17 protein-coding genes are annotated in these 20,273 nt (G+C 73.4%); 8 read left to right on the top strand and 9 right to left on the bottom strand.

The genetic code is table 11. The features are described 5' to 3' along the window. Nucleotides 1-6: 6 nt before the first annotated feature. From ACWPXV_RS13890 to ACWPXV_RS13875, 4 genes are all read left to right on the top strand, one after another. On the top strand, nt 7-1,308 hold the full coding sequence (locus ACWPXV_RS13890; RefSeq protein WP_454085764.1) for an ABC transporter ATP-binding protein: 1,302 nt from the start codon (nt 7-9) through the stop codon (nt 1,306-1,308). Nucleotides 1,309-1,686: 378 nt separating this feature from the next. Beyond that, the gene (gene ectA / locus ACWPXV_RS13885) at nt 1,687-2,160 is read left to right on the top strand and encodes a diaminobutyrate acetyltransferase (protein ID WP_454085763.1); all 474 of its coding nucleotides are present in this window, start codon (nt 1,687-1,689) and stop codon (nt 2,158-2,160) included. Nucleotides 2,161-2,208: 48 nt separating this feature from the next. Further along, nucleotides 2,209-3,489 carry a diaminobutyrate--2-oxoglutarate transaminase gene (gene ectB / locus ACWPXV_RS13880; RefSeq protein WP_454085762.1) on the top strand — a complete coding sequence of 427 codons (1,281 nt, stop codon included), beginning with the start codon at nt 2,209-2,211 and terminating at the stop codon, nt 3,487-3,489. 2 nt (nt 3,490-3,491) lie between these two features. Beyond that, a complete protein-coding gene (locus tag ACWPXV_RS13875) occupies nt 3,492-3,881 on the top strand; it encodes an ectoine synthase (RefSeq protein WP_454085761.1) in 390 nt (129 codons plus the stop codon). 101 nt (nt 3,882-3,982) lie between these two features. Here the strand turns inward: ACWPXV_RS13875 and ACWPXV_RS13870 are convergent, their stop codons facing one another. From ACWPXV_RS13870 to ACWPXV_RS13850, 5 genes are all read right to left on the bottom strand, one after another. Beyond that, a complete protein-coding gene (locus tag ACWPXV_RS13870) occupies nt 3,983-5,539 on the bottom strand; it encodes a leucyl aminopeptidase family protein (RefSeq protein ID WP_454085760.1) in 1,557 nt (518 codons plus the stop codon). A gap of 3 nt (nt 5,540-5,542) precedes the next feature. After that, entirely contained in the window at nt 5,543-5,713 is a 171-nt protein-coding gene (locus ACWPXV_RS13865; protein WP_110852098.1) for a DUF3117 domain-containing protein, read from the bottom strand. A 140-nt stretch (nt 5,714-5,853) separates the two neighbouring features. After that, on the bottom strand, nt 5,854-6,711 hold the full coding sequence (locus ACWPXV_RS13860; protein WP_454085759.1) for an LOG family protein: 858 nt from the start codon (nt 6,709-6,711) through the stop codon (nt 5,854-5,856). Next, nucleotides 6,708-7,814 carry a succinyl-diaminopimelate desuccinylase gene (gene dapE / locus ACWPXV_RS13855; protein WP_454085758.1) on the bottom strand — a complete coding sequence of 369 codons (1,107 nt, stop codon included), beginning with the start codon at nt 7,812-7,814 and terminating at the stop codon, nt 6,708-6,710. The genes ACWPXV_RS13860 and dapE overlap by 4 nt, the downstream gene beginning before the upstream one ends. 4 nt (nt 7,815-7,818) lie before the next feature. Beyond that, nucleotides 7,819-9,324, bottom strand: a complete 1,506-nt coding sequence (locus ACWPXV_RS13850; protein WP_454085757.1) for an NAD(P)H-quinone dehydrogenase — start codon at nt 9,322-9,324, stop codon at nt 7,819-7,821. Between the two features lie 66 nt (nt 9,325-9,390). Here ACWPXV_RS13850 and ACWPXV_RS13845 point away from each other — a divergent pair, with 66 nt between their 5' ends. Both ACWPXV_RS13845 and ACWPXV_RS13840 read left to right on the top strand, forming a co-directional pair. Next, complete coding sequence (locus tag ACWPXV_RS13845; RefSeq protein ID WP_454085756.1) at nt 9,391-10,224, top strand: purine-nucleoside phosphorylase; 834 nt, start codon at nt 9,391-9,393, stop codon at nt 10,222-10,224. A 15-nt stretch (nt 10,225-10,239) separates the two neighbouring features. Continuing rightward, entirely contained in the window at nt 10,240-11,937 is a 1,698-nt protein-coding gene (locus ACWPXV_RS13840) for a phospho-sugar mutase (RefSeq protein ID WP_454085755.1), read from the top strand. 166 nt (nt 11,938-12,103) lie between these two features. Here ACWPXV_RS13840 and xylA read toward each other — a convergent pair whose 3' ends face one another. Together xylA and ACWPXV_RS13830 are read right to left on the bottom strand one after the other, a co-directional pair. Further along, nucleotides 12,104-13,285 (bottom strand): xylose isomerase, encoded by a 1,182-nt coding sequence (gene xylA / locus ACWPXV_RS13835; protein ID WP_454085754.1) that lies wholly within the window; start codon nt 13,283-13,285, stop codon nt 12,104-12,106. 67 nt (nt 13,286-13,352) lie between these two features. Beyond that, nucleotides 13,353-14,594, bottom strand: coding sequence for an ROK family protein (locus ACWPXV_RS13830; RefSeq protein ID WP_454085753.1), 1,242 nt, complete (start codon nt 14,592-14,594; stop codon nt 13,353-13,355). 70 nt (nt 14,595-14,664) lie between these two features. Between ACWPXV_RS13830 and xylB the strand changes: the two genes are divergently transcribed. Further along, a complete protein-coding gene (gene xylB, locus ACWPXV_RS13825) occupies nt 14,665-16,116 on the top strand; it encodes a xylulokinase (protein WP_454085752.1) in 1,452 nt (483 codons plus the stop codon). An 89-nt stretch (nt 16,117-16,205) separates the two neighbouring features. On the opposite strand, the gene ACWPXV_RS13820 is transcribed toward xylB, so the two are convergent. Both ACWPXV_RS13820 and ACWPXV_RS13815 read right to left on the bottom strand, forming a co-directional pair. Beyond that, entirely contained in the window at nt 16,206-16,829 is a 624-nt protein-coding gene (locus ACWPXV_RS13820) for a mycothiol-dependent nitroreductase Rv2466c family protein (RefSeq protein ID WP_454085751.1), read from the bottom strand. A gap of 52 nt (nt 16,830-16,881) precedes the next feature. Beyond that, nucleotides 16,882-17,307 carry a glutaredoxin domain-containing protein gene (locus ACWPXV_RS13815; RefSeq protein WP_454085750.1) on the bottom strand — a complete coding sequence of 142 codons (426 nt, stop codon included), beginning with the start codon at nt 17,305-17,307 and terminating at the stop codon, nt 16,882-16,884. A 125-nt stretch (nt 17,308-17,432) separates the two neighbouring features. Between ACWPXV_RS13815 and pepN the strand changes: the two genes are divergently transcribed. Then, nucleotides 17,433-20,021 (top strand): aminopeptidase N, encoded by a 2,589-nt coding sequence (gene pepN / locus ACWPXV_RS13810; RefSeq protein WP_454085749.1) that lies wholly within the window; start codon nt 17,433-17,435, stop codon nt 20,019-20,021. The last annotated feature ends 252 nt before the right edge of the window (nt 20,022-20,273 follow it).

Here is a 20,273-nt window from a genome sequence, read left to right as displayed (position 1 = left end):
CCAGCCATGGCATCGATCACCCTCGACAACGTCGTCAAGACCTACCCGGACGGCTTCACCGCGGTCAAGGGCATCAGCCTCGACATCGCCGACGGCGAGTTCGTCATCCTCGTGGGCCCGTCCGGCTGCGGGAAGTCGACCCTGCTGCGGATGATCGTCGGGCTGGAGGACATCAGCGACGGCGAGCTGCGCATCGCCGACGAGGTCGTCAACGACAAGGCACCGCGCGACCGCGACCTCGCGATGGTCTTCCAGAACTACGCGCTGTACCCCCACCTCACGGTCTACGAGAACATCGCCTTCCCGCTGCGCCTGGCCAAGGGCGAGTACACCGACGAGCAGATCGACGACCGGGTCCGCGAGGCCTCCCGGCTCCTCGAGCTCGACGAGCACCTCGAGCGCAAGCCCGCCAACCTCTCCGGTGGCCAGCGTCAGCGCGTCGCCATGGGCCGGGCCATCGTCCGGCGGGCCAAGGCCTTCCTCTTCGACGAGCCGCTGTCCAACCTCGACGCCAAGCTCCGCGGGCAGATGCGCACCGAGATCGCCCGCCTGCAGCGCAACCTCGCCACGACGACGGTCTACGTCACCCACGACCAGACGGAGGCGATGACCCTCGGGGACCGGGTGGCGGTGCTGCGTCGCGGCGAGCTGCAGCAGGTCGCCAGCCCGCGCGGGCTGTACGACCAGCCGATCAACCTCTTCGTCGCGGGCTTCATCGGCTCCCCGCCGATGAACTTCCTGCCGGGGATCGTCGAGGGCGACGTCCTGCGCCTGCCCATCGTCGACGTCCCCATGGACGAGCGGATGCGTGCCGCCGTCGGCAACCGTGAGGTCGTCATCGTCGGCATCCGGCCCGACGCCTTCGAGGACGTCGACACGATGGAGCCCGGGCGCACGGACACCGGGGTGCGCTTCGACGTCGACGTCGACGTCACCGAGTGGCTCGGTGAGGTGCTCTACGCCTACATCCCCTTCGAGACCCACGAGGCCGTCCAGGCGCAGCTCGAGGAGCTGGACCGGGACCTCGACGGCGAGGGCATGCGCACCCAGCTCATCATCTCCCTCGACGCGGCGAGCACTGTCCGCGCCGGGGACCCGGCCGAGCTGTGGTTCGACCCCGCCTCCCTCCACCTCTTCGACCCGGAGTCCGGTGACAACCTCACGCGCAGCGAGGAGCGCGCGGCCGAGCTCGAGGACCAGGCCCGGGCGATGCGGGAGCGTGCCCTCGAGCGGGCCAAGCGGCGGGCCGAGAAGGACGGCCAGCAGGACGGCGAGCGCGCGACTGAGACGGCCCGCACACGCCGCTGACCCACCCGTCTCGTCCCCTCCCCCTCGCCGCCGACAGCTGGATCCCGCACCGGGCGGGATCCAGCTGTCGGCGCATGGGGGTGGGGCGGCGGCAGGCATGGCCCAGGTCACACTCGGGAAAATATCTCACCATGCGGACGCAATTTCGACTGGCCAGGACCACCTCGGACCGAGGCCGACCTTCCCGCACCGTGCCACGCCAGACCGCCGCTCCGCCGACGGCCGACATCCGGCCCGGACGGCGGCGGGAGGCCGCTCGGCGACTGTCGGACGGCGCGGGACCTCGTTAACGTGGTTCGCCGTATGCCCCCCGCCACACCAGCAGCACCCCGTGTCCCGTCCGCCGCCGCACCCGACACAGGCAGCGGCCACCCGCCCGTGACCGTCCGGCCCCCGGAGCCCGCCGAGGGCGCCGACATGTGGCGCCTCGCCCGCGACTCCGGCGCCCTGGACCTCAACACCTCCTACGCCTACCTCCTGCTCGCACGCGACTTCGCGCGCACCTGCCGGGTGGCCGTGGTCGACGGTGAGGTCGTGGGCTTCCTCCTCGGCTACCGCCGCCCCGCGGAGCCCGGCACGCTGTTCGTCTGGCAGGTCGCCGTCGACCCGGCCCAGCGCGGGCGGCGGCTCGCCGCCCGGCTCCTGGCCGACGCCGCCGCCGGCGCCGGCTTCGTCGAGGCCTCGATCACCGCGGACAACACCGCCTCCCAGCGCCTCTTCGAGAGCTTCGCCGCCGAGCGCGGCGCCCCCCTGGTCCGCAGCGAGCTCTTCGCCGCCGCGGACTTCCCCGACGCCGGACACGAGACCGAAGGGCTGGTGAGGATCGGCCCCCTGGAGCCCATCGAGAGCTGAACCCCACACCGACACGCGTCCGTCCCGCCACGAAAGGCAGCCTCCCCGATGACGATCACCAGCCCGACCACGACCACGACCGATCTCGAGTCCCAGGTCCGCAGCTACTCCCGCTCCTGGCCGGTCACCTTCGACCGCGCCGTCGGCGCGACCATGTACGACACCGACGGCAACCCCTACATCGACTTCTTCGCCGGCGCCGGGTCGCTCAACTACGGGCACAACAACCCGGCCCTGAAGAAGGTCCTCCTCGACTACCTCGCGCGTGACGGCGTCGTGCACTCGCTGGACATGTTCACCACGGCACGCGACGAGTTCCTCACGACCTTCGCCGACACGATCCTGCGTCCCCGCGGACTGGACCATAAGGTCGTCTTCCCCGGCCCGGGCGGCGCCAACGCCGTCGAGGCGGCGCTCAAGCTCGCCCGCAAGGTTACCGGCCGCGAGTCGGTCATCAGCTTCACCAACGCCTTCCACGGCATGACCCTGGGCGCGCTGTCGGTGACCGGCAACGCGATGAAGCGCGGCGGGGCGGGCATCCCCCTCGTCCACGCGACCCCGATGCCCTACGACGACTACTTCGACGGCGACGTCCAGGACTTCCTCTACCTCGAGCGGCTGCTCACCGACTCCGGCGGCGGCCTCAACCAGCCGGCCGCCGTCATCGTCGAGACCGTCCAGGGTGAGGGCGGGATCAACGCCGCCCGCGCCGAGTGGCTGCGCAACCTCGCGGACCTGTGCAAGCGGCACGGGATCCTGCTCATCGTCGACGACATCCAGATGGGCTGCGGTCGCACCGGAGGCTTCTTCAGCTTCGAGGAGGCCGACATCGTGCCCGACATCATCACGCTGTCGAAGTCGATCAGCGGCTACGGCCTGCCGATGGCGCTGACCCTCGTGCGCCCCGAGCTCGACATCTGGGAGCCGGGCGAGCACAACGGCACCTTCCGCGGCTTCAACCACGCCTTCGTCACCGCGACCGAGGCGATCCGCCGCTACTGGTCCGACGACGCGCTCGAGCGCAGCACGATCTCCCGCGGCCTGGCGATCGAGTCGCGCTTCAACGCGCTCGTCGCCCGCTACGAGAGCCACGGCCTCGTCGCCAAGGGCCGCGGCCTGGCCCGCGGGCTGCAGCTCCCGTCCGGCGAGCTCGCCGGCCGGGTCACCCAGGAGGCCTTCGCGAACGGCCTGCTCGTCGAGACGTCCGGACCGGGCGACGAGGTCGTCAAGCTGCTTCCGCCGCTCACCATCAGCCCGGCGGAGCTCGAGGCGGGCATGCGCATCCTCGAGCAGGCCGTCGTCACCGTCCTCGAGAACCAGGAGAACTGACCATGATCGTCCGCAGCTTCCACGACCTCGACGACACCGAGTTCGACATCCAGACCCCCAACTGGCGCTCGAAGCGCATCATCCTCGCCCGCGACAAGGTGGGCTTCTCGGTGCACGAGACCACCCTGTACGCCGGCACCGAGAACGAGTTCTGGTACGCCAACCACATCGAGGCCGTGATGATCGTCGAGGGCGAGGGCACGATCACCGACCTCGGCACCGGGGAGACGCACGAGCTGCGTCCGGGCTCGATGTACCTCCTCAACGAGCACGACAAGCACGTCGTCCGCCCGCGGACCGAGATCCGCACGATCTGCGTCTTCAACCCGCCGGTCACCGGCCGCGAGGTCCACGACGAGAACGGCGTCTACCCCCTCGTCACCGAGCCCTGACCCACCCCCACCCCCACCCACCCCCGCCCCCGCATATGCGGAAAATCCGCGGCTCCGGAGACGCCGGAGCCGCGGATTTCGCGCATATGCGGTCGTTGGGGTTAGGCCAGGTCCTGCAGCCAGCGGAGGAGGAGGCGGGCGCCGTAGCCGGTGGGGCCCTCGGGGATCTCGTCGCGGGCCTTGGTGGCGCGGCCGGCGCCGGCGATGTCCAGGTGCGCCCACGGGGTGTCCCCCGCGAAGTGCTGGAGGAACAGCGCGGCGGTGATCGAACCACCCGAGACGTGCGGGTCGCGCGCCTGGTGGGAGATGTCGGCGACGGCGGAGTCCAGGCTGCGCCGGTAGGAGTCCACCAGCGGCAGGCGCCACGTCCGCTCGCCGCTTACCTCGCCCGCCGCCTGGAGGGCGGCGGCCAGGGACTCGTCGGTCGCGTAGAGGCCGGCGTGGGTGCGTCCCAGGCCAAGCGTCACCGCGCCGGTGAGCGTGGCGACGTCGACGAGGACGTCGGGCCGTGCGGTGTCGCGCACCCAGGCCATCGCGTCGGCCAGGACCATGCGGCCCTCGGCGTCGGTGTTGGAGACCTCGATCGACGTGCCGTCGTAGGCGCGCACGACGTCGCCGGGCCGGTAGGAGGAGGCGCCGAAGGCGTTCTCCGCCAGGGCGAGCACGCCCACCACCCGGTGGGGCACCTGCAGCTCGGCGGCGGCGAGGACGGTGGCGAGCACCGCCGCGGCGCTGGCCATGTCGGTCTTCATCCCGACCATCGACTCGCGCGGCTTGATCGAGATGCCGCCGGTGTCGAAGGTGATGCCCTTGCCCACGAGCGCGACGGTCTGCCCGCCGCGCGTGCGCGGGCTGTAGGTGACCGTGACGAGCCGCGGCGGGGTCGCGGAGCCGGAGCCGACGGCGAGCAGCGCGCCCATCCCCTGCTCCCGGATCCAGGTCTCGTCGTGGACCTCGACGCTCACGCCGGGGACGCCCGCGGCGAGGGCCTGGGCCTGCTCGGCCAGCCACTGCGGGTTCTTGACGTTGGACGGCGTCGCGGCGAGGAAGCGGGCGCGCACCGTGGCGGTGGCCGCCGTGCGCGCCGCCGCGATGACGGCGGCGTCCGCGTCGTTGCCGAGGAGGACCAGCCGCGAGGCGGCAGGCTTGCCCGGTCGCGGGGACTGCGCCATGCGCGGGCCGCGGTAGGCGGTGAGCCAGAAGCCCTCGAGCAGGGCGGCCAGGCCGGTGGCGCCGGCGAGCGCGCCGATGGGCGTGACGACCGTGTCCAGGCCGGTGGTCGTGCGGCACAGGGCCGAGCCCACCTTGCGCATGGCGTCCGGGCCGGCGTCGCCGACGCCGAGGAGCACCAGGCGGGCCGGCAGCTCGTTCCAGCCGAAGTCGCGGCCGGGCAGGGCACGCGGCAGGTCGAGGACCGCCGACTCCCCCGCCCGCCCGGTCAGGCCGTGGCGCGCGGCGAGGTCGACGAGGTCGATGCCGTAGCGCGCGGCGGCGTCCGCCGTGCCGGGGCGGGGCTCGACGCCCTCCTCGCCGGCGCCGGCGGGCGCGACGGCGACGACGACGGCGCCGGCCTGGGTGAGGTCGGCGCCGTCGAGCGAACCGGACTCACCGACGACCTCGGGAAGCTCGGCGAGGCCGAGCTCGCTCAGGGAGGTCAACGGTCAGGCGGGGGCGACGGCGCTGAGGGCCTCGCTGAGCTCGCCTGCCTCCGCGGGCGTGAGCTCGACGACGAGGCGACCGCCACCCTCGAGGGGAACGCGCATGACGATGCCGCGTCCCTCCTTCGTGACCTCCATCGGCCCGTCCCCGGTCCTCGGCTTCATCGCGGCCATCTGGCACCCCTATTCGATCGTCGTGTCGTGCCGCAGGGTCTGCGGCGCACCGGGACCAGTCTAGTCCACCCCTCCCCCGCGGCGGTGTGCGCTCGGGGCAACGGTGCAGGTCGGGGCGCTGCGACCGGCGCCCGGGACGCTCAGGAGGTCGAGGCCTCCTCCGCGGTGCGGGCCTGCGACTTCGCCTCGTCCCGCATGAGCGCGAGCCGGTCGCGGACCCGGTCCACCGCCTCCTCGGCGGTGTCGACGAGCTGGATGAGGTCGAGGTCCGCCTCGGCGATGGTGCCGGCCGGGACCATGGTGTCGCGCGCCCAGGCGAGCAGCCCGCCCCAGTACTCCGAGCCGACGAGGACGATCGGGAAGGAGCTCACCTTGCCGGTCTGGACGAGCGTGAGGGCCTCCCACAGCTCGTCCATGGTGCCGAAGCCCCCGGGCAGGACGATGAAGCCGAGGGCGTACTTGACGAACATCGTCTTGCGGGCGAAGAAGTACCGGAAGTTGACCCCGAGGTCGACCCACTCGTTCATGCCCTGCTCGAAGGGGAGCTCGATGCCCAGGCCCACCGACACCCCACCGGCCTCGCAGGCACCCTTGTTCGCGGCCTCCATGACGCCCGGGCCACCGCCGGTGATGACGGCGTAGCCGGCCTCGACGAGCAGGCGCCCGACCTCCTCCCCCATCCGGTACTCCTCGGAGTCACGGCCGGTGCGGGCGGAGCCGAAGACGCTGATGGCGGGGCCGAGCTCGGCGAGCGCGCCGAAGCCCTCGACGAACTCGCTCTGGATGCGCATGACGCGCCACGGGTCGGAGTGGACCCAGTCGGCGTCGTCGTCCTTGGCGAGCAGACGCTCGTCGGAGGTCTCGTCGGGGATCTGCGCGCCGCGCAGGGTCACGGGGCCCTTGCGGTAGACGTCGGCGTCACGGCTGTCGCGGACGGCGGGGCGCTCGGCGCTCCGGCCTCCGCCTGCCGAGCCGTTGCGGTTGTAGGACCGGCTCATCGTGCTCCTTCGGTCAGCCACGCCTCCAGGGCGGTGGCACAGTCACGGATCTGGGTGGTCGGGCAGTGCTCGTCGTCGGCGTGCGCCAGGGACGGGTCACCGGGGCCGAAGTTCACGGCCGGCACCCCGAGCTCGGCGAAGCGGGCGACGTCGGTCCACCCGTACTTGGGGGCGGGGCCGCCGCCCGTCACGCGCCCGACGGCGGCGATGAAGTCGCCCACGCCGGGGGAGTCGAGGCCGGGGCGGGCCCCGGCGGCGCCGTCGACGACGGTGACGTCGTAGCCGGCGAGCACCTCGCGCACGTGCGCCTCGGCCTCGGCGAGCGAGGACGACGGCGCGAAGCGGTAGTTGACGAGCACCTCGCAGGAGTCGGGCACGACGTTGCCCGCGATGCCGCCGCTGATGCCGACCGCGGACAGGCCCTCGCGGTAGACGAGCCCGTCGACCTCGACGGAGCGCGGCTCGTACTCGGCCAGGCGCGTGAGGATGGGCGCGGCGAGGTGGATGGCGTTGACCCCGCGCCAGGCGCGCGCGGAGTGGGCGGCGCGTCCCGCCGTCGTCACGGACACGCGCAGCGTGCCGTTGCATCCACCCTCGATGCCGCCGTTGCTCGGCTCGCCGAGCACGGCGAAGTCGGCGGCCAGCCACTGCGGGTGGTGGCGGGCGAGGCGGCCCAGGCCGTTGCGCTCGGCCTCGACCTCCTCGTTGTCGTAGAAGACCCAGGTGACGTCCCACGCTGGCGCGGTGAGCCGTGCGGCGAGGTGGAGGGCGACGGCGACACCGCCGAGCATGTCGACGCTGCCGCGGCCCCACAGCACCTCCTCGCCGTCGACGGTGCGCAGCTCGCTGGGCAGGTTGCCGGCGACCGGCACGGTGTCGATGTGGCCGGCGACGACCGCCCGACGCTCGCGCCCGAGCCGGGTGCGCGCCATGACGGCGTCACCGTCGCGCAGCACCTCCAGGTGCGGCAGGCCGGCGAGAGCCGCCTCGATCGCGTCGGCGAGCGGCCCCTCCGCGCCCGAGACGGAGGGGATGTCGCACAGGGCGCGCGTGAGGTCGACGACGTCGGCCGTGCGCAGGTCCGGGAGCGCGGGCGCGGTCATGCGTTCACTCCCCCGTCTGGTGCAGCGTGCGGGCGGCCTCGGCGATCGACCCGCTGAGCGAGGGGTAGATCGTGAAGACGTTGGCGAGCTGGTCCACCGTGATCCGCTGCGTGACGGCCACGGCGAGCGGGAAGATGAGCTCGCTGGCGCGCGGCGCGACGACGACCGCGCCGAGCACCGCCCCGGAGTGCCGGTCGGCCATGACCTTGACGAAGCCCTCGCGGATGCCGAGCATCTTGGCCCGGGGGTTGCGGGCCAGCGGCAGCTGGGTGACGACGGCGTCGACCGTGCCGTCGTGCACCTGCCGCTCACCGACGCCGATGGTCGCGATCTCGGGGGCGGTGAAGATGTTGGCGGTGACGGCGTCGACGTCGAGCGGGGAGACGGCGTCGCCCAGCGCGTGCCACATGGCGATGCGGCCCTGCATCGCCGCGACCGAGGCGAGGGGCAGCACGCCGGTGCAGTCGCCGGCGGCGTAGACGCGCACCGCCGTCGTGCGGGAGACGCGGTCGACCTGGATGTGCCCGCTGTCGCGGAGCACGACGCCGGCCTCCTCCAGGCCCAGGCCGGCGGTGCTCGGCACGCCGCCGACGGCGACGAGGCAGTGGGAGGCGGAGACGACGCGGCCGTCGGTGAGCTCGACCTCGACGCCGTCCCCGACGCGGCGGACGGCGGCGGCGCGGGAGCGGGACAGGACGGTCATGCCGCGGCTGCGGAAGACGTTCTCGATGAGCTCGGCGGCGTCCTCGTCCTCCCCGGGCAGCACCCGGTCGCGGCTGGAGACGAGCGTGACGGGCACGCCGAGGCCGTTGTAGGCGCCGGCGAACTCGGCGCCGGTGACGCCGGAGCCGACGACGACGAGGTGCTCGGGCAGCTCGGTGAGGTTGTACATCTGCACCCAGGTGAGGATGCGCTCGCCGTCCGGCTGCGCGTCCGGCAGGACGCGGGGGGTGGCGCCCGTGGCGACGAGGACGATCTCGGCGACGAGCTCGATCTCCTCGCCGTCGGCGGTCGTCACGTGGACGGGCCGGGTCCCGGTGCTGCCGAGGTGGCCGGCCAGCCGGCCGGTGCCGTCGACGACCCGGATGCCCTCCCGCTCGAGGCGTGCGCGGATGTCCTCGGACTGGCGCTGGGCGAGCTCGAGGACCCGCTTGTTGACGGCGGCCATGTCGACGGACGTGCCGCCCCCGCCGCGGATGCCGAGCTCGGCGGCGGCCTCCGTCGTCGTCATCCACTCGGCGGTGGCGATGAGGGTCTTGGAGGGGACGACGTCGGTGAGGACGGCGGCCCCGCCGGTGCCCTGCCGCTCGACGAGCGTGACGCGCGCACCGAGCTGCGCGGCGACGAGCGCCGCCTCGTAGCCGCCGGGCCCGCCGCCGATGATGACGACGCGGCTGCCCGCGCGGACCGGCGAGCTGCCGGCGGCGTCCTGGGTACGGCGCCCCTCGGCGGGGGCGGTCGGGGCGGGGCGCTCCGCGGCGGGCCGGTGCTCGTCGGTCGATGTGCTCACGCAGGCATTGTGCCGCCTTTGTCCCGCCGCATGCCCACCGAGCACCCCGGACGGTAACGTCGGGGCATGGCCACCCCCACCGGCACACCGGACCACGACGCGCCCTTCGCCCTGGCCCGAGAGGCGGCCGACCGCCTCGCCGAGCTCACCGGAGTGGCCCGTCACGACGTCGCCCTCGTCCTCGGCTCGGGATGGGGAGGGGCGGCCGAGCTGCTCGGGGAGACGGTCGCCGAGGTGCCCGCCGAGCAGGTGCCCGGATTCCGCGCCCCCGTCGTCGCCGGACACGGCGCCACCATCCGCTCGATCCGCATCGACGCCGACGGCGAGGCGCGCCACGCGCTCGTGCTCGGCTCGCGCACGCACTACTACGAGTCGCGCGACGTGCGGGCGGTCGCGCACGGCGTGCGGACCGCCGCCGCGGCCGGTGTGCAGCGCCTCGTCCTCACCAACGGCTGCGGGGGCCTGGACCCGACGGTCGCGCCCGGCACGCCGGTCCTCATCTCCGACCACCTCAACCTCACGGCCGCCTCGCCCCTCGAGGGCGCCACCTTCGTCGACCTCACCGACCTGTACTCCCCGCGACTGCGCGAGATCGCGCGCGAGGTCGACCCGACCCTCACCGAGGGCGTCTACGTCCAGCTCCCCGGCCCCCACTACGAGACGCCCGCGGAGGTGCGCATGGTCGCGCTCCTCGGCGGCACGCTCGTGGGGATGTCGACGACGCTGGAAGCCATCGCCGCGCGGCACGTGGGCCTGGAGATCCTGGGCCTGTCGCTCGTGACGAACCAGGCGGCGGGGATCAGTGCCCAGCCGCTCTCGCACGAGGAGGTCATCGAGGCCGGCCGCGCTGCCGGCCCGCGGATCTCCCGGCTGCTGGCAGACATCGTCCGTCGTATCTGAGAGAGGAACCCATTCATGGATGTCGACGTCGTCCGGAGCTGGATGGCCGAGGACCCCGACCCGCACACCGCCAACGAGCTGGGGGTGCTCCTCGAGCGCGCCACGGCCGGCGGCCCGGAGGCCAAGGAGGCCAGTGCCGAGCTGGAGGACCGGTTCTCCGGCCCGCTCGCCTTCGGCACCGCCGGGCTGCGCGGAGCGCTCGGTGGGGGACCCAACCGGATGAACCGCGCCGTCGTCATCCGCACGACGGCGGGACTCGCCGCGTGGCTCACCGAGCAGCTCGGCGGCGCCGCCCCGCGAGTCGTCATCGGCTACGACGCCCGGCACGGCTCGGCGCGCTTCGCCGAGGACGCGGCCGCCGTCGTCACGGGTGCCGGCGGCGAGGCGATGCTCATGCCGACCGTCGGCCCCACCCCCGTCCTCGCCTACGCCGTGCGGGCCCTGGACGCCGACGCCGGGGTCATGGTGACCGCCTCCCACAACCCGAAGGAGGACAACGGCTACAAGGTCTACCTCGGTGGGCGGGTCGTCACCGACTCCGGGCAGGGCGCCCAGCTCGTCTCGCCTGCCGACGCCGAGATCGCCGCGCGCATCGCCGCCGTCGGGCCCCTCGCGGACGTCCCGCTGCCCGCCGACGGCTGGCAGGTGCTCGACGCCTCGATCACGGAGGAGTACGTCGCCCGGGTCGCCTCGCTCGTCCCCCACGGCTACGCCCGCAGCCTGCGGATCGTCTACACCCCGATGCACGGCGTCGGGGCCGAGGTGGCCGTCGCCGCCCTCGCGGCCGCCGGCTTCCCCGACGTCCACGTCGTCGCCGAGCAGGCCGAGCCGGACCCCGAGTTCCCCACGGTGGCCTTCCCCAACCCCGAGGAGCCGGGCGCCCTCGACCTCGCCTTCCGCCTCGCGCAGCAGGTCGAGGCCGACGTCATCATCGCCAACGACCCCGACGCCGACCGCTGCTCGGTGGCCGTGCCGGACACCGGCACGGTCGAGGGCTGGCGCCAGCTCACCGGTGACGAGGTGGGCGCGCTCCTGGGCAAGCAGGCCGCGATCAGCGCCGCGGTGTCCGGGCACGGGGTGCTCGCCAGCTCGATCGTGTCCTCCCGCCTGCTCGCGCGCATCGCCTCCTCCCACGGGCTGGAGCACCGCACGACGCTCACCGGCTTCAAGTGGATCAGCCGGGTGCCGGGGCTCGTCTTCGGCTACGAGGAGGCACTGGGCTACTGCGTGGACCCGCAGGCCGTGCGCGACAAGGACGGCATCAGCGCGGCCGTGCGGGTGGCGCTGCTCGCCTCCCAGCTCGTCGACCGGGGCAGCACGCTCCTCGACGTGCTCGACGAGCTCGCCCTCCAGCACGGGCTGCACGCGACGGCGCCGCTCACCCTGCGCGTCGAGGACGTCTCGGTCATCCCGCCGGCGATGGAGCGGCTGCGCGAGAGCGGCCCCGAGGCGCTGGCCGGCTCGCCGGTCGTGCGGACCATCGACCTCTCGGCCGGCGAGGACGGGCTGCCCCCGACCGACGGGCTGGTCTACCTCACCGCCCGCGGTGACCGGGCGATCATCCGGCCCAGCGGCACGGAGCCAAAGCTCAAGTGCTACCTCGAGGCCGTGGAGCCGGTGAGCGAGCAGGACCGCCTGCCCGCCGCCCGCCGCGCCGCCGCCGAGCGGCTCGAGCAGATGAAGGCCCAGCTCGGCGCCCTCATCGGCCTGTAACCGAGGCCCAGACCACGCGCCACTCCCCCATGCCTTGCGCCGAGCGCTGAGTTGTTCCCCGTAACAACTCACCGCTCGGCGAGGGAGCCCCTAAAGTGGGCCGACGGACGCCGAGAGCCGGACTCCCCTGGAGGAGTCCGGCTCTCGGCGTACGGGGTGGCTGGGGTCAGCCGATGAGGTGCTCCATGGCGAGCTGGTTGAGGCGCACGAAGCGGTACTCGCGGGCAGCGGCGGCGTCGACGTCGAAGTCCTCGAAGGTGCTGCGGTCGGCGAGGAAGCCCTCGAGCGACTCACCCTCGGCGAGCGTGGGCTGCGACAGCTCGAGCACGCCGGACTCCTCGAAGGCCTCCTGCACGCGCGGGTCGGCGCGGTAGGCCTTGGCCTTCTCGGCGAGCATGAGGTACATCGACATGTTCGCCGCCGCCGAGTCCCACACGCCCTGCATGTGCTCGGTGCGCGAGGGCTTGTAGTCGAAGTGCTTGGGGCCCTCGTAGCGGGGGCCACCGCCCGGGAAGCCGTTCTCGAGCAGGTCGACGGTGAAGAAGGCCGAGAGCAGGTCGCCGTGGCCGAAGACGAGGTCCTGGTCGTACTTGATGGACCGCTGGCCGTTGAGGTCGATGTGGAAGAGCTTGTTCGACCACAGCGCCTGCGCGAGGGCGTGGGTGTAGTTCAGGCCGGCCATCTGCTCGTGCCCGGTCTCGGGGTTGAGGCCGACGATGTCGCCGTGCTCGAGCTCGGCGATGAAGCCGAGCGCGTGGCCGACCGTGGGCAGGAGGATGTCGCCACGGGGCTCGTTCGGCTTGGGCTCGAGCGCGATGCGCAGGTCGTAGCCCTTGTCCTTGATGTAGCCGGCGACGGTGTCGATGCCCTCGCGGTAGCGGTTGAGCGCGGCGTTGACGTCCTTGGCGCCGTCGTACTCGCTGCCCTCGCGCCCGCCCCACATGACGAAGGTCGTCGCGCCGAGCTCGGCGGCGAGGTCGACGTTGCGCAGCACCTTGCGCAGGCCGAAGCGGCGCACGGAGCGGTCGTTGGCCGTGAAGCCGCCGTCCTTGAAGATCGGGTGGCTGAAGGTGTTGGTCGTGACCATCTCGATGGTCAGACCGGCGTCGTCGGTCGCCTGCTTGAAGCGGGTGAGGATGCGCTCACGCTCGGCGTCGTCGGCGCCGAAGGGGACGACGTCGTCATCGTGGAAGGTGATGCCCCAGGCGCCGAGCTCGGCGAGCTTGGTGGCGTACTCCCAGGGGTCGAGCACGGGGCGGGTGGCGGCGCCGAACTGGTCCTGGGCGGACCAGCCGACGGTCCAGATGCCGAAGGAGAAGCGGTCGTCGGACGTGGGCTTGCGAACCATGGAGTGACTCCTCGTCGAGTGGGTTTTGTTTCTTAGCGCAATTTAACTACGTGAGGGGCAGGTGGTGTCAAGCACTGAGCAGCCAGCTGCCCGGCGTGGCGACGACGTCACCCAGGACGGCGAGCGCTGCCCCGGTCAGGGCGGGCTCGCCGGAGAGTCCCGGCCGGATGGTCACGTCGAGCCACGGGGCCGCGAGGACGCGGCGCCCGAGCTCCGCCTCCATCGCCGGGCGCATGGCAGGTAGGAGCGGGATGAACTGGCCGCCGAGCACGAGGTCGTCGACGTCGAGGAGGTTGACGACGTTGGCCAGGGCGGTGCCCAGCGCCCGTCCCGCGCGCTCGACGGCGTCACGCGCCGGGCCGGGCTGGGCTGCGGCGGCGGCGGCGAGCTCGTCTGCGGAGGCGTCCGGGCCGAGGCCGGCGGCGGCGAGGAGGGCGTCGCGCCCGGCGTACTGCTCGAGGCAGCCGACGGCACCGCACGTGCAGGCCGGTCCGGTCGGGTCGACGAGCGTGTGGCCCACCTCCCCGGCCCAGCCGTGCCGGCCGCGCACGGGCATGCCGTCGACGACGGACGTGCCACCGACGCCGATGTCGGCTGAGACGTAGAAGAAGGTGCCGCTGCCCGCGGGCCTGCCCGGCGCCTCCAGCGCGTGGGCGAGGGCGGCAAGGTCCGCCTCGTTGCCGACCCCGACGGCGGCGGGCTGGCCCGCGCCGGGCGTGCCGGGGAGCCGGAGGTGCTCCGCGGGCACGATCTCCCGCCAGCCGAGGTTGGGCGCGCGCAGCACCCGGCCGACGGAGTCGACGAGGCCGGGCACGGCGAGGCGCGCCCCCGCGAGCACGGTCCACCGCCCGTCGCTGGCCGCGAGGATCTCCCGGGCCAGATGCGCGAGGCGCCCGAGGACGACGGCTGGGTCGCTGGCCTCGAGGTGCGCGGGGACGACCCGCTCGGCGAGGACCGCCCCGCTGAGGTCGACGAGCCGGGCGCCGAGGTAGCTCGGGGAGACCTCCAGACCCAGCCCCGCGATCGTGCCGCGGGCCGGGACGAGCGGGGTGGCGGGCCGCCCCCGCCCGGCGATCTGCGGCGGCAGCTCCTCGAGCAGCCCCCCGGCGAGGAGCTCGTCCACGAGCCGGGAGACCGTCGAGCGCGTGAGGCCGCTGCCCGCGGCGATGGCGGCGCGGGAGACCGGCTCGGGCGCCGCATAGGCCAGCATGGTGACCACGGAGAGGTTCTGGTCGCGCAGCGAGGCCTGGCCCACGCCAGGCGTGAGCGAGCCCGCGGGGACGCTCCGCGCGTCGTCAGTGACCGTCATACCTTGACCATACCGATCCTGCCTGGTTTAGTTCCATGCTCTAACAATCTCGTCCCGCAGAGGTGGCGCCATGACTTCCCCGCTCGCCGGCCGGCTCGTTGCCGGCATCGACAGCTCGACCCAGTCCTGCAAGGTGGTCGTGCGGGAGGCAGACACCGGTCGCCTGGTCCGTTCGGGCCAGGCGTCCCACCCCGACGGTACCGAGGTGGACCCCGCTGCGTGGTGGGACGCGCTCCAGGATGCACTGACGCAGGCCGGCGGTCTCGACGACGTCGCGGCCGTCTCGGTCGGTGGTCAGCAGCACGGGATGGTCGTCCTCGACGCGGACGGCGCGGTCATCCGCCCCGCGCTGCTGTGGAACGACACCCGCTCCGCGCAGGCCGCCGCCGACCTCGTGCGCGAGCTCGGCGACGGCGACGTCGCGGCCGGGCGGCGCGCCTGGGTCCAGGCCATCGGCTCGGTGCCCGTCGCCTCGCTCACGGTGACGAAGCTGCGCTGGCTCGCCCAGCACGAGCCGGAGAACGCGGCCCGGGTGGCCGCCGTCGCCCTCCCCCACGACTGGCTCACCTGGCGCCTCCTCGGCACCGGGGCGCTGGAGGACCTCGCCACCGACCGGTCCGACGCCTCCGGGACCGGGTACTTCGACCCCGCCGGCAACACCTACCGGCGCGACCTGCTCGACCTCGCGCTCGGCCGGGAGACCGACCTCGTCCTGCCGCGCGTGCTCGGTCCCTCGACTGCCGCCGGCCAGGTGGGCGGCACGGGCGCACTCCTCGGCCCCGGCGCCGGGGACAACGCGGCCGCCGCGCTCGGCGTCGGCCTCGCCACCGGGGACGTGACGCTCTCTCTCGGCACCTCCGGCGTCGTCTCCGCCGTCGCCGCCGACCCGGTCCGCGACGCGAGCGGCCTGGTCACCGGCTTCGCCGACGCGACCGGGAACTTCCTGCCGATGGCGACGACGCTCAACGCCTCCCGCGTGCTCGACGCGACCGCCCGCCTGCTCGGCGTCGACCACGCCGGCCTCAGCGAGCTCGCCCTGGCCGCCGAGCCGGGCGCCGGCGGCCTCGTCCACGTGCCCTACCTCGACGGCGAGCGCACCCCCAACCTGCCCACGGCCACCGGGTCGCTGCACGGGATGACCCGCGCGTCGATGACGCGGGAGAACCTCGCCCGCGCTGCCGTCGAGGGCATGATGTGCCACCTCGCCGAGGGCATGGCCGCGGTCCAGGCCCAGGGTGTGGAGGTGCGCCGCATCAGCCTCATCGGTGGCGCCGCCCGCTCGGCGGCCGTCCAGCAGGTCGCACCGGCCGTGCTGGGCCAGGACGTCGAGCTGCCCGAGCCGGGCGAGTACGTCGCCGACGGCGCGGCCCGCCAGGCCGCCTGGGTGCTGTCCGGCGCCGAGCAGCCGCCGGTGTGGGAGCGGGAGGGGACCCTCGTCCTGTCCGCGGAGCCCACCCCCGAGGTCCTCGCCGCCTACCGCGCCGAGTCCGCCCGCGCCGTCGAGCGCTTCACGACCGCCTGACCCGGCGCCTCTCCCCCTCCCCTCCCGCCGAGAGCCGGATCCCTCCACGGAGGAATCCGGCTCTCGCGACACGGAGGCGGGGCGGGGCGTCAGTCGAAGACGGGGCCCTGGGTGCGGGTGCGCTTGAGCTCGAAGAAGCCCGGGACGCCGGCCACGAGCACGCAGCCGTCCCACAGGCGCCCGGCCTCCTCGCCCTTGGGGGCGGGGGTGATGACCGGGCCGAAGAAGGCGACGTCGTTGAAGGCCACGACCGGGGTGCCGACGTCCTCGCCGACCTTGGTGATGCCCTCACGGTGGGAAGCCCGCAGGGAGTCGTCGAGCTCGTCGGAGGTCGTGTAGCGCACGAGCTCCTCGGGCAGACCGACCTCCGCGAGCGCCTCGGTGAACACCGAGACGTCGTCGATCTCCCGGCCGCCCGGGTGGAAGCGGGTGCCGAGCGCGTCGTACAGCGGCTTGACGACGTCCTGCCCGTGCAGCTCGCGGGCCGCGTTGACCAGGCGGGCCGGGCCCCAGGCCTTGTCCATCATCGCCCGGTAGTCCTCGGGCAGATCACGGCCCTCGTTGAGCACGGCCAGCGACATGATGTGCCAGCGCGCCGTCACGGGACGGACCTGCTCGACCTCACCCATCCAGCGGGACGTCATCCACGCCCACGGGCAGATCGGGTCGAACCAGAAGTCGGCGACATCCTTCGCGGTGGCGTCCTGGGCCATGTACGTCCTCCTCGAGTGCTCCGCGGCACCTGCGTGGGCCGCCGCGGTCAGCCTAAGCCGCGGCGAGCCGCGCGAGCACTCGGCCGGGATCGGGGTTGGTGAAGGACTCACCGTCGATGACGACGGTGGGGACCGTCTCGTTCCCGTCGTTGACGCTCCGCACGAACGCGGCGGCGTCCTCGTCCTGCCAGATATTGACCCACGTGGCGCGGCGGCCCGCACGGCCCAGCCGGGCCCGCAGCCGCGCGCAGTAGGTGCACCCCGGGCGCCAGTAGATGACGACCGCCCGCTCGGCCGCCGGCCGAGCCACGACGTCGGCGTGCCGCGCCCGGCCCGATCCCTGCCACGGGCTGAGCCACCAGGTCAGGGCGAGGCCGACGACGCCGTACCCCACTGCCGCGGCGACGCTTGCCTCCCGCGCCGCGTCGACGACGAGATAGACGGTGCCCGCAAGCATCGGGGCCCAGAGCCAGCGCATGCCACCAGCATGGCAGCCGGGCCCACCGGGAGCCGGATATCGGCGTGTGCCCGCGGCGAGCGGCGTGGCAGGATCGAGGGCGGCCGGTCCGACCGACCGCCGACCCACGTGACAAGGAGCAGACCGTGCCCGGAGAGAACCTCACCCGCCAGGAGGCCGCCGAGCGCGCCGCGCTCGTCGCCGTCGAGTCCTACGACGTCGAGCTCGACCTCACCCGCGGCGCGCGGATCTTCGGCTCCCGCACGACGATCACCTTCACCGCCCGGGACGGCGCGAGCACCTTCGTCGACCTCATCGCCGACGCCGTCCACGAGATCCGCCTCAACGGCGCCCACGTGGACCCGCACGCGTGGGACGGCGCCCGCATCGCCGTCGACGGCCTGGCCGAGCGCAACGAGCTCGTCGTCGTCGCCGACGCGCGCTACATGAACACCGGGGAGGGGCTGCACCGCTTCGTCGACCCGGTCGACGGCGAGGTCTACCTCTACAGCCAGTTCGAGGTCGCCGACTCCCGCCGCGTCTTCGCCGTCCTCGAGCAGCCCGACCTCAAGGCGGCCTTCCGCTTCACGGTCCGCGCGCCGCGGCACTGGACGGTCGTGTCCAACTCCCCCACCCCCGAGCCGGAGCCGGTGGACGGCGACGACGCCGCCGCCGTCTGGCACTTCGCGCCCACCCCGCGCATCTCGAGCTACATCACCGCGATCGTCGCCGGCCCCTACCACCGGGTGACGGGCGAGCTGACGAGCAGCGACGGGCGCACCATCCCGCTCGGTGTCTTCTGCCGCGCCTCCCTCGCCGAGCACCTCGACGCCGAGAACGTCATGGACATCACCCGGTCCGGCTTCGCGTTCTTCGAGGACGCCTTCGGGCGCCCCTACCCCTTCGAGAAGTACGACCAGCTCTTCGTCCCGGAGTTCAACGCCGGCGCCATGGAGAACGCCGGCGCGGTCACCTTCCTCGAGAGCTACGTCTTCCGCTCCAAGGTCCCCGAGGCCACGGTCGAGCGCCGCGTCGTGACGATCCTCCACGAGCTCGCCCACATGTGGTTCGGCGACCTCGTCACCATGCGCTGGTGGAACGACCTGTGGCTCAACGAGTCCTTCGCCGAGTACATGTCCACCCTCGCCACCGCCGAGGCCACCTCGTGGACCGACGCGTGGACCACCTTCTCCTCGCTGGAGAAGTCCTGGGCCTACCGCCAGGACCAGCTCCCCTCGACCCACCCGATCGTCGCGGAGATCAACGACCTCGAGGACGTCGAGGTGAACTTCGACGGCATCACCTACGCCAAGGGCGCCTCGGTCCTCAAGCAGCTCGTCGCCTGGGTGGGCCAGGACGCCTTCCTCGCCGGGGTACGCGCGTACTTCGCGAAGCACGAGTGGGGCAACACCGAGCTGCGCGACCTCCTCACCGAGCTCGAGGCCACGAGCGGGCGCGACCTCACCGCGTGGTCGCAGGTGTGGCTGGAGCAGGCCGGTGTCACGCTCCTGCGCCCCGACCTCACCACGGACGACGGCGGGGTCATCACCTCCTTCGCCGTCGCCCAGGAGGCCCCGGACGAGCACCCCGTGCTGCGTCCGCACCGTCTCGTCGTCGGCGGCTACGACGTCGTCGAGCACGACGGCGGTACGCGCCTGGAGCGGGTGGTGCGGGTGGAGACGGACGTCGACGGCGCCCGCACCGAGATCCCCGAGCTCGTCGGCCGCCCGCGCCCGGACCTCCTGCTCGTCAACGACGAGGACCTCGCCTACGCCAAGGTGCGCCTGGACGAGGAGTCGCTGCGCACCGCCGTCGACCACCTCGACGACTTCACCGAGTCCCTGCCCCGCTCGCTCGTGTGGGCGGCGGCCTGGGACATGACCCGCGACGGCGAGCTGCCGGCGCGTGAGTACCTCGAGCTGGTGCTGGCGAACGTCGGGGCCGAGCGGGACTCGACCGTGCTGCTCGTCCTGCTGCGCCAGCTCAGCCTCACGCTGCGTGCCTACACCGCCCCCGAGTCCCGCGCAGAGCTCACCCCGCGGGTGGTCGACCGCCTGTGGCAGCTCGCCGAGCAGGCCGAGCCCGGGTCCGACGCCCAGCTCCAGCTCGTCCGCGCCTTCGCCGACGAGGCCGCCACCGACGCCCAGCTCGACGTCGTCGCCGGCCTGCTCGACGGCAGCCGCGTGCTCGAGGGCCTGGAGGTCGACACCGACCTGCGCTGGGTGCTGCTCACCGCGCTCGCCGCCGGGGCCCGCGCCGGCCAGGAGGAGATCGCCGCGGAGTCCCGCCGCGACGACACCGCCGCCGGCCGCCAGGCGGCCGCGCGCGCGGGCGCGATCGTCCCGAGCGCCGAGGCCAAGGAGCGGGTGTGGGAGTCGGTCGTCGAGTCCGACGAGCTGCCCAACGCACTCCAGGACGCCGTCATCGACGGCTTCACCGACGTCCACGACCGCTCGCTGCTCGTGCCCTTCGTCGACCGCTACTTCGACTCCCTCCAGACGGTGTGGCGGGAGCGGACGAGTGAGATGGCGCAGAACATCATCACCGGGCTCTACCCCTTCGCCCTCGCCGGCCTCGCCGACGAGCACGGGGTGGACGTGCTCGCCCGCACCGACGAGTGGCTCGCCGCGCACCCGGACGCGCCGGCCGCGCTGCGCCGCCTCGTGGGCGAGGACCGCGACGCCGTGCGCCGCGCCCTCGCCGCCCAGGCCGCCGACCGCGCCTCCCAGGCCTGACGCCCCCGCCCCCGCGGCGCCTCCCCCTCGCCGACAGCTGAGTTGTTACCGGGACGGGGTAACAACTCACCTGTCGGCGATGGAGCGGGGCGGGCGGCGCCACCCACCCCGCTCCATCGCCGACAGCTAGTCCGAAAATGTGGTGACTCTCGGGTGCCAGCTGGCGTGGTTGACGTTAGGCGGCGAGCTCGAGGGTGACCTTGTAGCCCAGGGCCTCGAGGTTGCGGACGTGGTCGCGTATGCGGCGATTGT

Source organism: Georgenia sp. Marseille-Q6866 (assembly GCF_965111665.1).
Note: the sequence above shows the minus strand (reverse complement) of the source record. Positions and strands in the feature narration are given on the sequence as shown.

What these genes read in the sequence shown, in the direction of transcription:
- ACWPXV_RS13875 (WP_454085761.1), top strand. Translation starts at nt 3,492, where the DNA reads ATGATCGTCCGCAGCTTCCACGACCTCGACGACACCGAGTTCGACATC.
- ACWPXV_RS13830 (WP_454085753.1), bottom strand. Translation starts at nt 14,594, where the DNA reads ATGACGGTCACTGACGACGCGCGGAGCGTCCCCGCGGGCTCGCTCACG.
- ACWPXV_RS13840 (WP_454085755.1), top strand. Translation starts at nt 10,240, where the DNA reads ATGGATGTCGACGTCGTCCGGAGCTGGATGGCCGAGGACCCCGACCCG.
- xylB (WP_454085752.1), top strand. Translation starts at nt 14,665, where the DNA reads ATGACTTCCCCGCTCGCCGGCCGGCTCGTTGCCGGCATCGACAGCTCG.
- ACWPXV_RS13820 (WP_454085751.1), bottom strand. Translation starts at nt 16,829, where the DNA reads ATGGCCCAGGACGCCACCGCGAAGGATGTCGCCGACTTCTGGTTCGAC.
- ACWPXV_RS13845 (WP_454085756.1), top strand. Translation starts at nt 9,391, where the DNA reads ATGGCCACCCCCACCGGCACACCGGACCACGACGCGCCCTTCGCCCTG.
- dapE (WP_454085758.1), bottom strand. Translation starts at nt 7,814, where the DNA reads ATGACCGCGCCCGCGCTCCCGGACCTGCGCACGGCCGACGTCGTCGAC.
- ACWPXV_RS13865 (WP_110852098.1), bottom strand. Translation starts at nt 5,713, where the DNA reads ATGGCCGCGATGAAGCCGAGGACCGGGGACGGGCCGATGGAGGTCACG.
- xylA (WP_454085754.1), bottom strand. Translation starts at nt 13,285, where the DNA reads ATGGTTCGCAAGCCCACGTCCGACGACCGCTTCTCCTTCGGCATCTGG.
- ACWPXV_RS13860 (WP_454085759.1), bottom strand. Translation starts at nt 6,711, where the DNA reads ATGAGCCGGTCCTACAACCGCAACGGCTCGGCAGGCGGAGGCCGGAGC.
- ACWPXV_RS13890 (WP_454085764.1), top strand. Translation starts at nt 7, where the DNA reads ATGGCATCGATCACCCTCGACAACGTCGTCAAGACCTACCCGGACGGC.
- ectB (WP_454085762.1), top strand. Translation starts at nt 2,209, where the DNA reads ATGACGATCACCAGCCCGACCACGACCACGACCGATCTCGAGTCCCAG.
- ACWPXV_RS13815 (WP_454085750.1), bottom strand. Translation starts at nt 17,307, where the DNA reads ATGCGCTGGCTCTGGGCCCCGATGCTTGCGGGCACCGTCTATCTCGTC.